Here is a 13,528-nt window from a genome sequence, read left to right as displayed (position 1 = left end):
ACCCGCGCCCCCCATCCCCCGCCCCCATGCTCAAAGGCGCCGAAGGCGCGAGACGAAACCCGCACCCCACCACCGGCCCCAGCACCGGAACGAACGGCGCCCCGGGCAGTCGCTCCCCGAAATCGGTGACCCGAAGTCGGTGTGGTTCCAGGTCAGCGGGCGCGAACTGCCCTGTCCTGGGCGGTGGACGGCGCTCGGCGCGCACGCCATGCGAGAGGACTCGGGCCCGTCTCTCTCACTTCCGGGCAACGGGCCGGGTGTGCGCCACCCGCGGAGCTACCGTGACGCCACGTTCCCCTGACCCTCGGCACCTGGAGGATTGTGTGCGGTACAAAGGACCGCTTCCCAAGCGATTCACCGACCGGTTCAACGCCTGGATGGTCGGGCTGCGGTCCTCCCCTCGGTGGGGGCGGAGGGTGAGCGGGCGGCTCACGGTCGTCACGTACACGGGGCGGCGCTCGGGCCGCACCTTCAGTACGCCGGTCGCCTATCGGCGCGCCGCCGATGCCGTCACGATCACCGTGGCCATGCCCGAACGCAAGCTGTGGTGGCGCAACTTCACCGGTGAGGGCGGGCCGATATCGCTGGACCTGGACGGGAGCGACCGCACCGGGCACGCGGTCGCTCGGGTCGATGAGAAGGGCCGCGTCACCATCACCGTACGGCTCGACCAACCGCCCGCCCCGAACAGCCCCTGATACCTGCGGAATTGCCATGCCCCCTGCACATCGCACACGGAACCGCTGAGTAGGATCGGCGGCCACACGGGGGAAAGGCACACAATGAAACAGCTGATGGGCGGCGCGCGCCGTCGGACGGCTCTGGTCGGCGGCGCCGTCGTGGTGCTGGTGGCGGCCGGGCTCGGCACCTGGGCCACGGACACCTGGCCGTTCGACGGCAAGGACACCTACTGCTGGGGCGCCTGGAAAGAGGACAGCGGACCGGGTTTCCTGAGCCGGAAAGCGCTCGACGAGGACAACGCCAGCCGTACGTCCAAGGAGACCGCGCCGACACCGCGGCGGCAGCGCGGACAGTGCACCGTCTCGCTCCACTCCGAGCGCGTCGGCAGCGACGGCGACCAGATCGTGGCGGAGACCAAGATCACCGTCACCTACGGCCCCGCGCCCGAGGGCGCCGGACAGCGCCTGGAGTGGATCGACGGATACCTCGGCGACCGGGCGATGCCGCTGCCCGATGGGCTGCCGGGCGCCACCGACGGAAAGCAGGCGCTGCTGGTGCTGCCCGAGGGGTGCGACACCCGCGACGGGCGACCGACGGCGGTGACGCTCGACACGGTGGCGCGGACGGTCTACAGCGACACCACCATGTCGGCCGACGCGGGGCTCGGCGGCTCCCAGTCCGTGGCACGGTTGCTGGTCGCGGTCGCCAACCGGGCGATGGAGAAGGCGGGTTGCGCCCCGGCCGAGCCGCTCGAGGCCGTGTCGCCGATGACCACCCTGCCCGAGGAGGACGAGTCCTTCTTCACCCGCGCCTGCCGGATCAGGGGTCTGGAGTTCGGCAAGGAGGGCCGCGACCTGGAGTACCAGGTCGGCGCGGTCACCCGGGATTTCCAGTCCTGTTCGGTACGGACGCAGCGCGGTGACGGCCGGTACTTCGACGCGCTGATGGTCGCCCAGCCGCGGTTCTCCGCCCTCCTCGACGGGGTCACGGGCACCAAGGCCCCGGCGCGCGGCTGGCGCGGTACGGGCGTCTTCGCCGACGACTACAAGGTCGTACGGGCCGACTGCGCGGGGCGGCCGCTCACCGTGCTGATGCTCGCTCCCTCCCTGCACGAGACGACTCCGTACTTCACCGCCTTCGCCAACGCCGTGGCGCGACGCGTCGGTTGCGCGCCCATCGCACCTGGGGGTTCCAGCCGATGACCGACTCCGAGAACGCCGAGCCCGCCGAGAACAACGAGAACAACGAGCGCGACGGGAGCGGTGCGGCCAACGCGCGCGTGCCTCTGCACGAGCGGCGCCGCCCCTGGTGGCACTGGGGGCGCCTGGCCGGCAGCCGTCTGCGGCTGGCCGTGATCATCGGCGTGGCCGGGGCCGTCGTGGGAGCGCTGCTCGGCGGCGCCGGAGTGGCCTGGCGGGCCGGGGCGGGTCCGTTCGCGGACGACCGGGCCTGCTGGGGGGCGTTCGGCGAGGACGATGTGGCGGCGCTGTTCGACGGCAAGAGGGACATCAAGACCTCGGAGGTGCCCATCACCACCGATCGCATCGGCAGCCAGGGCCCGTCGGGCACCTGCCGTCTGACCTCGCCGCGCGGGCGGCGGATCACGGTCCAGGCGCACCAGTTGGACACCGGGTTCGGCGGCGCGGGCGATCGGTGGGCCGATGAGTTCCTCTCCGCGCGGCTCACCCCGCTGGGCGACGGGCTGCTGGGCATGGCCTCGGACACCCGGGCCTGGCTCGCGGTGCCCGACGGCTGTATCGGCCGGCCGAGCCGGCTGGACGTCAGCGGCGGCCCCACCGTGATCGACATGGAGACCGGCTGGACGGTCTACGACGACGACGTGGACACCAAGGCCCGTGACGCGCTCGCCCGCGCCGTGGTCAAGCTGGTCAACCGCTACATGGCCGACGAGGGCTGCACGGGCAGGATCGCCGACCCGGTGCGCCGGATGCCGGAGCCGCCGCGGTTTTTGGTGGAGAAGAAGGACGGGATGTGCGGCGTCAAGGGGCTTCGGCTCCCGAGCACGTACCAGCACGAGGGAAGGCACCGGCCCCTGCTGACCCGGGGCGACGGCCCGGTGCGCACCTGCGACCGCGGTGTGCTCTTCGACCACCCCGGGCTGCGGCTGATGACGATCGAGGACCCCCGGCTCGCGGTGCTCTACGACCGGCTGTCCCGCGATGGCGCCAAGGAGCCGGTCAGGACCGGTGCCCACGGTGAGCAGGACGGGTACGGCTTCATCCGCGACGACATGGGGCTGTTCCAGGCCGAGTGCCAGACCGGCCAGGTCACCTTCCTGGTCCGGGCGGATGACGGGGAACACCCCGACGACATCCGTGCGCTCCTCCCCCGCTATGTGGCCGCCGAGGCCGACCGCGTCGGCTGCGGTCCGCTGCGCGTCACCCTGCCCGCGGAGGGCTGAGGCACCACCGCACTACAGCCCCGTCAGCCCTCGTAGTCGTAGAAGAGGCGCTCCACCACCGCCCGCGCCCGGCGGGTGGTGCGGCGGTAGTCCTCCAGCAGCTCGCCGACATGGCCGGGGCCGTAACCCAGGTAGCGGCCCACCGCGGCCAGTTCGCGGACGTCCGTCGGGAAGGTGTCGCCGGGGCGGCCGCGGACCAGCATGACGGCGTTGCGGACGCGGCTGGCCAGGACCCACGCCTCGTCGAGGGTCTGGGCGTCCTCGGTGGCGATCAGCCCGGCGGCGTGGGCCGCGGCCAGGGCCTCGCGGGTGCGGGTGGTGCGAAGGCCGGGCTCGGCCCAGCCGTGCCGCATCTGGATCAGCTGGACGGTCCACTCGACATCGCTGAGACCACCGCGGCCCAGCTTGGCGTGGGTGGTGGGGTCGGCCCCGCGCGGCAGCCGCTCGGACTCCATCCGGGCCTTGAGCCGCCGGATCTCACGGATCGCGTCCTCGCCCAGCCCCTCGGAGGGATACCGCAGCGGATCGATCAGCTCGATGAACCGCTCGCCGAGCCCGGGGTCGCCCGCCACCGGCTCGGCGCGCAGCAGCGCCTGGCTCTCCCACACCAGCGCCCAGCGGCGGTAGTAGGCGGCGTACGAGGCGAGGCTGCGCACCAGCGGCCCGGACTTGCCCTCGGGGCGCAGATCGGCGTCGATGAGCAGGGGCGGGTCGACGCTGGGGAGTTGGAGCAGCCGTCGCATCTCGTTGGCCACGGCGAAGGCGGCGCGGGCGGCCTCCTGGTCATCGGCCCCCTCGCGCGGCTCATGGACGAAGAGCACATCCGCGTCCGAGCCGTAGCTGAGCTCATGGCCGCCGAAGCGGCCGAGGCCGATGACGGCGAAGCGGGTGGGCAGCTCATCGCCCCAGGTGTCGCGGACGGCGGCGCGCAGCGCTCCGGCGAGGGTCGCGGCGTTCAGGTCGGAGAGGGCGCCGCCGACCATGTCGATCAGCGTCGCGGCGTCCACGGGCGGTTCGGCGGCGGGAGGGGCGGGCCGGGCCGGCACATGGGGTTCGGAGGCCCGCAGGGCGCTGGGGACCTCGGGGGCCCTGGCCGCCGAAGCGGCGGGCGCCGCCCCGATGGCCCGGCCCGGGGTCCGGCCGCCCGGCGGCTGATCGCCCACCGGCGGCCAGCTCACGGTCGGGCGCACCTCGCCGTTGGCCAGCCGGGCGCTTTCGATGATGTCCGCGGCCGCCGTACGGAACATCTCGCGCCGCCGCACCCCGCGCGCCGCCGCGACCGCCTGCTCGGCGCCCTCGGCGCGGCCGACGGCGGCCAGCACCTCCTGCTCCAGATGGGCCCGGCCGCGCGGGCGCAGCCCCTCCGGGTCGCCGAGCAGGGCGACCGCCTCGGGGGCGCGCAGCAGCAGATCGGGGGCGAGCCGCCCGGCGGAGAGCACCCGGGCCAGGTTCTCGGCGGCGGCGCCCTCGTCGCGCAGCAGCCGCAGGTACCAGGGTGTCTTGCCCAGTGCGTCGGAGACCTTGCGGAAGCCCAGCAGCCCGGCGTCCGGCTCGGCGGAGTCGGCGAACCAGCCCAGCAGCACGGGCAGCAGCGTGCGCTGGATCGCCGCCTTACGGGTCACACCGGACGCCAGCGCCTCCAGATGCCGCAGCGCACCGGCCGGATCCGCGTACCCCAGGGCGGTGAGGCGCTGCCCGGCCGCCTCGGGGCTGAGCCGGATCTCACCGGGCTGGAGCTGGGCCACGGCGTCCAGCAGCGGCCGGTAGAAGAGCTTCTCGTGCAGCCGCCGCACTTCGCGGGCGTGCCGCCGCCAGGCGGTGCCCAGCTCGGTCACCGGCTCCGTACGGAAGCCGAGCGACCGGCCGAGGCGGCGCTGATCGGCCTCGCCCTCGGGCATCAGATGGGTGCGGCGCAGCCGGTAGAGCTGGAGGCGGTGCTCCATGGTGCGCAGAAAGCGGTACGCGGCGTCGAGCGCGGCGGCGTCGGTGCGCCCCACATAGCCGCCCGCGGCCAGGGCCGCGAGCGCGTCCAGCGTCGTACCGCTGCGCAGCGACTCGTCGGACCGCCCGTGCACCAACTGGAGCAGCTGGACGGCGAACTCCACGTCGCGCAAGCCCCCGGGGCCCAGCTTCAGCTCGCGGTCGACCTCGGACACGGGGATGTTCTCGACCACGCGGCGGCGCATCTGCTGCACATCGGGGATGAAGTTCTCGCGCTCGACGGCCTGCCAGACCATCGGCGCGAGCGCGTCCACATACGCCTGGCCGAGCGCCTCGTCACCCGCGACCGGACGCGCCTTCAGCAGCGCCTGGAACTCCCAGGTCTTGGCCCAGCGCTGGTAGTACGCCAGATGGCTGGAGAGGGTCCGCACCAGCGGGCCATTGCGCCCCTCGGGGCGGAGGTTGGCGTCGACGGGCCAGATGGTGCCCTCGACGGTGACATCGGAGCAGACGCGCATCAGCCGGGAGGCGAGCCGGGTGGCGGCCCGCACCGCCTCGTCCTCGTCAACGCCTTCAACGGACTCCGCCACGAAGATCACGTCCACATCCGAGACGTAATTGAGCTCGCGGCCCCCGCATTTGCCCATGCCGATCACGGCCAGCCGGCACGCGGCGGCGTCCCGCGGCTGCTCCTCGACGGCGATCTCCAGCGCGGCCCGCAGCGTGGCGGTCGCCAGGTCGGCCAGCTCGGCGGCCGTCTGGGTGATGTCGGTGGTGCCGCACACATCGCGGGCGGCGATGGCCAGCAGCGCCCGGCGGTAGGCGACCCGCAGCGCGTCCGGCCGGGGCATCCCCGCCCCGGGCTCGCCCCAGACCCCCTCGGCCAGGGCCCGCTCGAACTCGGGGGTGGCCGGATGCAGATCGGCCGACTCATAGGTCACCAGGGCGTGCCAGTCCCCCGGATGGCGGGCCAGGTGGTCGCCCAGCGCCTCGGAGGCGCCGAGCACGCCGAGCAGCCGGTCGCGCAGCGGTTTGGCGGTGACGAGGGTGTCCAGCAGCGCCTGCCGCGAACCGGCCCGCTGCCCGCCGTTCTCCCCCGCCCCGGCCTCCTTCGCCTCCTCCTCGGGCAGCGCCTCCACGAGCCGCAACAGCCCGAGCAGCGCAAGATCGGGGTCGGCGGTCGCGCCGAGCGCCTCAAGCAGCACCGGATCGCTGCGCACCGCGGCCAGCTCGGGCGCGTCCAGCAACCGCTGCGCGGCCGAGGCGTCGGTGAAGCCGTGCCGCAGCAGCCGGGTGACATTGCTGCTCCTGCGTCCCTGCGGTACGGACATCCCGCCGCCTCCCGTCCCTGGTCGACCCGCCCCACCCGACCACGCGCACACCCGTGATCAAAGGCGCCGCTGCCGAGCCTAAGCGACCCGGAGGGCGAAGCGGCAGGTCCAGGCGTCGACGGCGGCGAGACGAACAGCGGGGCGGGCGGGGCCCGCCCTCGCTTCCCGCGGCTAGAGCACCGGCAGGTTCTTCCGCAGCTCGAACGGCGTCACCTCGGAGCGGTACTCCTCCCACTCCTGCTTCTTGTTGCGCAGGAAGAAGTCGAAGACATGCTCGCCGAGCGTCTCCGCGACCAGTTCGCTGCGCTCCATCAGGTCGATCGCCTCGCCCAGGTTCTGCGGCAGGGGCTCGATGCCCAGGGAGCGGCGCTCGGCGTCGGAGAGGGCCCAGACGTCGTCGTCGGCTCCGGCCGGGAGTTCGTAGCCGCCCTCGATGCCCTTGAGCCCGGCGGCGAGGAGGACCGCGTAGGCCAGGTAGGGGTTGGCGCCGGAGTCCAGGGAGCGGACCTCGACGCGGGTGGAGCCGGTCTTGCCGGGCTTGTAGAGGGGGACGCGGACGAGGGCGGAGCGGTTGTTGTGGCCCCAGCAGATGTAGGAGGGGGCCTCGCCGCCCGCGCCGGCGGTGCGCTTGGAGCCGCCCCAGATGCGCTTGTAGGAGTTGACCCACTGGTTGGTCACGGCGGAGATCTCCCCGGCGTGGCGGAGCAGCCCGGCGATGAAGGAGCGGCCCACCTTGGAGAGCTGGAACTCGGCGCCGGACTCGTAGAAGGCATTGCGGTCGCCCTCGAAGAGGGAGAGGTGGGTGTGCATGCCCGAGCCGGGGAATTCGGAGAACGGCTTGGGCATGAAGGTGGCCTGTACGCCCTGCTCCAGCGCGACCTGCTTCATGACCAGCCGGAAGGTCATGATGTTGTCGGCGGTGGAGAGCGCGTCGGCGTAGCGCAGATCGATCTCCTGCTGGCCGGGGGCGCCCTCGTGGTGGGAGAACTCGACCGAGATGCCCATCGATTCGAGCATGGTGATCGCCTGGCGGCGGAAGTCCATGCCGATGTTCTGCGGGGTGTGGTCGAAGTAGCCGGAGGAGTCGGCGGGCACCGGGCGGGTGCCGTCCACCGGCTTCTGGTTGAGCAGGAAGAACTCGATCTCGGGGTGGGTGTAGAAGGTGAAGCCGAGGTCGGAGGTCTTGGCGAGGATCCGCTTGAGGACGAAGCGCGGATCGGCGAAGGACGGTGAGCCGTCCGGCATCAGGATGTCGCAGAACATCCGCGCGGTCCCGGGGGCCTCGGCGCGCCAGGGCAGGATCTGGAACGTCCCGGGGTCCGGCTTGGCGATCATGTCGGACTCGTAGACACGGGCGAAGCCCTCGATCGCGGAGCCGTCGAATCCGATGCCTTCGTCGAAGGCACCCTCGAGTTCGGCCGGCGCGACGGCCACGGACTTCAGGAAGCCGAGCACGTCGGTGAACCAGAGCCGCACGAACCGGATGTCGCGCTCTTCGAGCGTGCGGAGCACGAACTCCTGCTGCTTATCCATGGTCCCCTATCCTTGCAGGTCAAACGGCTCTTTGCGCGGGCGCGGGGCACCTTCCGCAGCCCTAGTATCACGCGGTGGGATTTCGCCGAGGTTTCGTCCGGTCTCTCCGGTCTCCCCTCACCTCACCACGATGTGTGCATCGTACTTTCACCCGGCCGGTCCCGGACCCCGGGCGTTCCGCGCCCTCCGTGGCGCCTGCGGGAGGTCCATACCCCTTGGGGGTAGGCTGCCGATTATCACGATGATCATGCGGTCAGACGATGATCTGAACGGTCAGATGGAGGCGGCGGTGCATCGAGGCCCCTCACCCCACAGCCGATCGCTGATGCGGCGCATAGAGCGGCGCGTCGGCCGCCCGCCCTCCCGGCGGGGCGGTGGACGCGCCGACCCCTCACGCATCCGGCACACATCAGCATTGGGGTACTGACTCATGCACGAAAAGACTCGCCGTGCCGTGCTCGGCACGGGCATCGCCGCCGCGGGCAGCGGTCTGCTCACCGCCTGCGGTTCCCCCGGCCCCCGCCCCCACGCCGGGGGCCACGGCGGCGTGGACGGCGACGCGACGGGCGCCCCCGCCAGGGCCGGGGCGCCCGCGGACGACGTCCCGGCGGAGTATGTCTCCCCCCACGGCCCGGAGGTCGCCGCGGTCGAGCGGCGGCGGGGCCCCGGGCCGGTGCGGGAGTTCCGGCTGACCGCCACCGCGACCACCCTGGACATCGGCGCCCGCAAGGTGGCCTCCTGGGCGTACGAGGACCAGGTGCCGGGCCGGGAGATCCGGGTGACCGCGGGCGACACCATCGCCCTCACCCTCGCCAACAACCTGCCGCAGTCCACCACGCTGCACTGGCACGGCATCCGGCTGCGCAACGACATGGACGGCGTGCCGGGGGTGACCCAGCGGGCGATCAAGACCGGCGCCGCCTTCGACTACCGCTTCACCGCGTTCTACCCGGGCACGTACTGGATCCATCCGCACTCGGGCGTCCAGCTGGACCGGGGGCTGTACGCACCGCTGATCGTGGAGGACCCGAAGGAGCCGCTGAAGTACGACAAGGAGTGGGTCGTCGTCCTCGACGACTGGCTCGACGGGGTGGGCGGCCGCACCCCGGACAAGGTGTTCGAGCGGCTGGGCGGCGGCAAGGGCGGCCACTCCATGGAGGGCATGGGGGGCATGGGGGACGGGGGCAAGCCCGGCGCCAAGGCCGAAGGCGGGGCGAAGAGCACGGCCAAGAGCACGGCCAAGGGCGGCGCGAAGGGCACCGGGGTCCGGGCCACGGCACGGCGGAAGGCCGCCCCTTCGGAGAGCGGGCCGCTGGGCGGCCACGCGGGCGATGTCACCTACCCGTACTACCTGGTGAACGGGCGCAGCCCGGAGTCCCCGCAGGTCTTCCGCGCCAAGCGCGGCGACCGGGTCCGCATCCGCATCATCAACGCGGGCGGCGACACCGCCTTCCGGGTGGCCCTCGGCGGCCACCGGATGACCGTCACCCACACCGACGGCTACCCCGTCGTACCGGCCAGGACCGACGCGCTGCTGCTGGGCATGGGCGAGCGCTACGACGTGCTGGTCACCCTCAAGGACGGGGTCTTCCCGCTCGCCGTCATCGCCGAGGGCAAGGGGCGGTCCGCGATGGCGGTGCTGCGCACCCGCGGCAAGAACCCCGTGAAGTTCCCGCGCCCCAAGGAGCTGGACGGCGAGCTGCTCACCGCGGACCGGCTGAAGGCGGCGGAAGAGGTACGGCTGACGCCCAAGGAGCCCGACCGCATCATCCGGATGCGGCTCACCGGCTCGATGCGGCGGTGGGACTGGGCGATCAACGACCGGCCGTACGACCCCTCGCAGCGCTATCCGGTGCGGGCCGGTGAGCGGGTGCGGATCTCCTTCATCAACGGCACCGACATGTGGCATCCGGTGCATCTGCACGGCCACACCTTCGCGCTGCCCGACGACGGCCCGCGTAAAGACACCACGATCGTGCTGCCGCACCACAAGGTGAACGTGGACCTCGACGCCGACAACCCGGGGCTGTGGATGGTCCACTGCCACAACGTCTACCACTCGGAGTCCGGGATGATGACGACCCTCGGCTACCAGAAGTAGCCGTTTGCGGCGGAACCGGCCCGGCCCCGGAGACGCGGGGGCCGGGCGGGGGCAGGCCCCGTCCGGCGGCGTGAGATGAGAGACACCCCCGGCTATCGCGTCAGACAGACGATTACACTGGGCGCGTGCCTCAACTTCGCCTCGCTCTGAACCAGATCGACTCGACCGTCGGAGACCTCGACGGCAACACCGAGTCGATACTCCACTGGACCCGGCACTCCGCCGAGCAGGGCGCCCATCTGGTGGCGTTCCCCGAGATGGTGCTGACCGGCTACCCCGTCGAGGACCTGGCGCTGCGCTCGTCCTTCGTCGAGGCGTCGCGCACCGCGCTGCGCTCGCTCGCCGAGCGGCTGAACGCCGAGGGGCTGGGCGAGGTGCCGGTGGTCGTCGGCTATCTCGACCGCAGTGAGGGCGCCCGGCGGTACGGCCAGCCGGCCGGCTCACCGCAGAACGCGGGCGCCGTGCTGCACCGGGGCGCCATCGCCCTGACCTTCGCCAAGCACCATCTGCCGAACTACGGCGTCTTCGACGAGTTCCGCTACTTCGTGCCCGGCGACACCCTGCCCATGGTCCGCGTCCACGGCATCGACGTGGCGCTCGCCATCTGCGAGGACCTGTGGCAGGACGGCGGCCGGGTGCCGGCCAGCCGCTCGGCGGGGGCCGGGCTGCTGCTGTCGATCAACGCCTCGCCGTACGAGCGGGAGAAGGACGACACCCGGCTGGACCTGGTGCGCAAGCGGGCCCAGGAGGCGGGCTGCACCACCGCGTACCTGGCGATGATCGGCGGCCAGGACGAGCTGGTCTTCGACGGCGACTCGATCGTCGTGGACCGCGCCGGTGAAGTCATCGCCCGCGCCCCGCAGTTCGCGGAGGGCTGTGTGCTGCTCGACCTCGAACTGCCCGCCGCCGACCCGGACTTTGTCCCCGAGGGGGTCGTGGACGACGGGCTGCGCATCGACCATGTGACTCTCTCCGCCGACCCGCTGCCCGGTTACGAGCCGGAGCTCGCGGGCGGCGAGGCCGAGCGGCTCGGGGACGACGAGGAGATCTACACGGCGCTGGTCGTGGGGCTGCGGGCCTATGTGGCCAAGAACGGCTTCCGCAGTGTGCTGATCGGGCTCTCCGGCGGGATCGACTCCTCGCTCGTCGCCGCCATCGCCTGTGACGCGGTCGGCGCGCAGAACGTGTACGGCGTCGCCATGCCCTCGCGCTACTCCTCCGAGCACTCGATCGCCGACGCCACCGAGCTGGCGCGGCGCACCGGGCTCAACTTCCGCACGGTCTCGATCGCCCCGATGTTCGACGCCTATATGGGGTCCCTGGGGCTCACCGGGCTGGCCGAGGAGAACCTCCAGTCGCGGCTGCGCGGCACGATGCTGATGGCGATCTCCAACCAGGAGGGCCATATCGTCCTCGCCCCGGGCAACAAGTCCGAGCTGGCCTGCGGCTACTCCACCCTCTATGGAGACTCGGTCGGCGCGTACGGCCCGATCAAGGACGTCTACAAGACCTCCATCTTCCGGCTGTCGAAATGGCGCAACCGTGCGGCGGAAGAGCGGGGCCAGACCCCGCCCATCCCCGAGAACTCGATCTCCAAGCCGCCGAGCGCCGAGCTGCGCCCCGGCCAGGTCGACACCGACTCGCTCCCCGACTACGACATCCTCGACCGGATCCTGGAGCTGTACGTCGACCGTGACCAGGGGCGCGCGGAGATCGTCGCGGCGGGGTACGACGATGCGCTGGTGACCCGGATCCTGCGGCTCGTGGACACCGCGGAGTACAAGCGCCGGCAGTACCCGCCGGGCACGAAGATCTCCGCGAAGGGCTTCGGCAAGGACCGCCGGCTGCCCATCACCAACCGCTGGCGGGAGCACGACTGAGCCTGTCGGCGGGGCGCCCGTGAGGGTTATGCCTGGGCGTCCAGGAACGCCCTGATCAGCCCCAGCCACTCACCGGGCGCCTCCGCGAACGGCAGATGGCCGGACGCCAGCTCGGCGAAGCGCGCCCCGGGGATCCCGTCGGCGACCTGACGGTGGTGGTACGGCGTGGCCATCGTGTCCAGCGCCGTGGAGATCACCAGCGTGGGCACCCGGATCCGGCCCAGGTCCTCGCGGACGTCGACCCGGCCGACCAGTTCGACCTGGTCGACCGCGCCGGGCGGTACGGAGTCGCGGGCGTACGCGATCAGCGTGGCGAGCTCCTCGGGCGTCATCCGGTCCAGATAGGGCGCGCCCGCGGCGACAAGGGTGGTCCAGCGGGCGGCCGCCTCCTGGTCGCCCGCGCGGAGCAGCCGCAGCCAGTCCTCCACCAGGAGCCGCATCCGGGCGCTGGGGTGGGCGAAGGTCGCGGTCAGCATGAGGGCGGTGACCCGCTCCGGATGGCGGGTGGCGGCGCGCAGGGCGACCGGGCCGCCGAGCGAGTACCCGGCGATGGCGAAGGTCTCCAGGCCCTCCTCGACGGCGGTGGCCACCAGCTGGTCGGCGAGGGTGTCGAGGTCCAGCGGCCCGTTGGCGCGCGGGGTGCGGCCGGAGCCGGGGTAGTCGGGGCCGACCACGCGACGGCGCTCGGCGAGGCCGTCCAGGATCGGACCGTAGTTTCCCTCGATGGAGCCGGTCCCGCCATGAGCGAGCAACAGCCCGGGGCCACTGCCCCGGACGACGCGGGCCAGGGGTGAGGTGCTGGTCATCAGGTGGTGCCCTTCGTCTCGCGGCTGATGACGGGGACGCTCAAGCCTCACATCGGTGTCAAAGTCAAGCCCACCAGATCCAGAACACCCCGGCAACGCCACGCAACGCGCCCCGAAGGGGCGCGGGGCTGTGCCAATGCGCGGCTCCGCCGCGCGGGCGCGCCCCAGGGCGCCCCCGAAGCGGCGCGGGGCTGTGCCAATATGCGGCTCCGCCGCGCGGGCGCAACCAGCCACAACGACGCCGCAGACGACCGACGACAGCTCGGGGCGCCCCAAAGGGGCGCGGGGAACTGCGCGACCAGCCACGACGGCGCCGCAGACGATCCATCAACCCGAGAGCACCTCCAGCGGAACGCTCAGGGGGTCTCCGACGGGTCGTGACGCCTGCGGCGGGCTGTCCCCTCCCCGCCCCTTCCCGAAACTGGGGCTCCGCCCCAGACCCCGAACCAGGGCTCCGCCCCGGACCCCGTTACCAGGGGCTCCGCCCCTGGGCCCCTGGGCTCCCTGGCCCCGGGCCCTGGGGGCCCGGGACCCGGAGGCGCGGGGTGACAGAGTCCCAGGGCCTCAGGGTCCCGAGGTCTCGGAATCCCGGAGGCGCGGGGTCCCGGCGTCCCAGAGCCCCGACCCGGGGGCCCGGCGTTCCCGGGCCCCAGAGTCCCGGAGGCGCGGAGTCCCGGAGGCGCGGAGTCCCAGGGCCTCAGGGTCCCGAGGCCCCAGAGCCCCGGAGCCGCGCGGTCCGGCGTCCCAGAGCCCCGACCCAGGTCCCGAGAGCCCCGACCCAGGTCCCGGGCGTCCCGGAGGCGCAGGGTCCCGGAGGCGCGGAAGCGCGGAGT

At 72.6% G+C, this 13,528-nt stretch carries 8 protein-coding genes; 5 read left to right on the top strand and 3 right to left on the bottom strand.

Features of this window, described 5'->3' with window-relative positions; genetic code table 11:
* Positions 1-323: 323 nt before the first annotated feature.
* The 3 genes from NQU54_RS08660 to NQU54_RS08650 all read left to right on the top strand — a co-directional run bounded on the left by NQU54_RS08660 (position 324) and on the right by NQU54_RS08650 (position 3,103).
* A complete protein-coding gene (locus NQU54_RS08660; protein WP_069869269.1) occupies positions 324-698 on the top strand; it encodes a nitroreductase/quinone reductase family protein in 375 nt (124 codons plus the stop codon).
* Between the two features lie 84 nt (positions 699-782).
* Positions 783-1,883, top strand: coding sequence for a hypothetical protein (locus NQU54_RS08655; RefSeq protein ID WP_257630556.1), 1,101 nt, complete (start codon positions 783-785; stop codon positions 1,881-1,883).
* A complete protein-coding gene (locus NQU54_RS08650; protein WP_257630555.1) occupies positions 1,880-3,103 on the top strand; it encodes a hypothetical protein in 1,224 nt (407 codons plus the stop codon). The genes NQU54_RS08655 and NQU54_RS08650 overlap by 4 nt, the downstream gene beginning before the upstream one ends.
* 23 nt (positions 3,104-3,126) lie before the next feature.
* On the opposite strand, the gene NQU54_RS08645 is transcribed toward NQU54_RS08650, so the two are convergent.
* Together NQU54_RS08645 and glnA2 are read right to left on the bottom strand one after the other, a co-directional pair.
* Positions 3,127-6,375 (bottom strand): bifunctional [glutamine synthetase] adenylyltransferase/[glutamine synthetase]-adenylyl-L-tyrosine phosphorylase, encoded by a 3,249-nt coding sequence (locus NQU54_RS08645; RefSeq protein ID WP_257630554.1) that lies wholly within the window; start codon positions 6,373-6,375, stop codon positions 3,127-3,129.
* A 171-nt stretch (positions 6,376-6,546) separates the two neighbouring features.
* Positions 6,547-7,908, bottom strand: coding sequence for a gamma-glutamylpolyamine synthetase GlnA2 (glnA2, locus tag NQU54_RS08640; RefSeq protein ID WP_069869265.1), 1,362 nt, complete (start codon positions 7,906-7,908; stop codon positions 6,547-6,549).
* Positions 7,909-8,338: 430 nt separating this feature from the next.
* Here glnA2 and NQU54_RS08635 point away from each other — a divergent pair, with 430 nt between their 5' ends.
* The gene (locus NQU54_RS08635) at positions 8,339-10,009 is read left to right on the top strand and encodes a multicopper oxidase family protein (RefSeq protein WP_257630553.1); all 1,671 of its coding nucleotides are present in this window, start codon (positions 8,339-8,341) and stop codon (positions 10,007-10,009) included.
* A gap of 125 nt (positions 10,010-10,134) precedes the next feature.
* Positions 10,135-11,889, top strand: coding sequence for an NAD+ synthase (locus NQU54_RS08630; protein ID WP_257630552.1), 1,755 nt, complete (start codon positions 10,135-10,137; stop codon positions 11,887-11,889).
* Positions 11,890-11,915: 26 nt separating this feature from the next.
* Here NQU54_RS08630 and NQU54_RS08625 read toward each other — a convergent pair whose 3' ends face one another.
* On the bottom strand, positions 11,916-12,695 hold the full coding sequence (locus tag NQU54_RS08625) for an alpha/beta fold hydrolase (RefSeq protein WP_257630551.1): 780 nt from the start codon (positions 12,693-12,695) through the stop codon (positions 11,916-11,918).
* Positions 12,696-13,528 lie beyond the last annotated feature (833 nt).

Origin of the sequence: Streptomyces malaysiensis subsp. samsunensis, assembly GCF_024519315.1 — a bacterium.
Taxonomy (GTDB): Bacteria; Actinomycetota; Actinomycetes; order Streptomycetales; family Streptomycetaceae; genus Streptomyces; species Streptomyces malaysiensis.
Note: the sequence above shows the minus strand (reverse complement) of the source record. Positions and strands in the feature narration are given on the sequence as shown.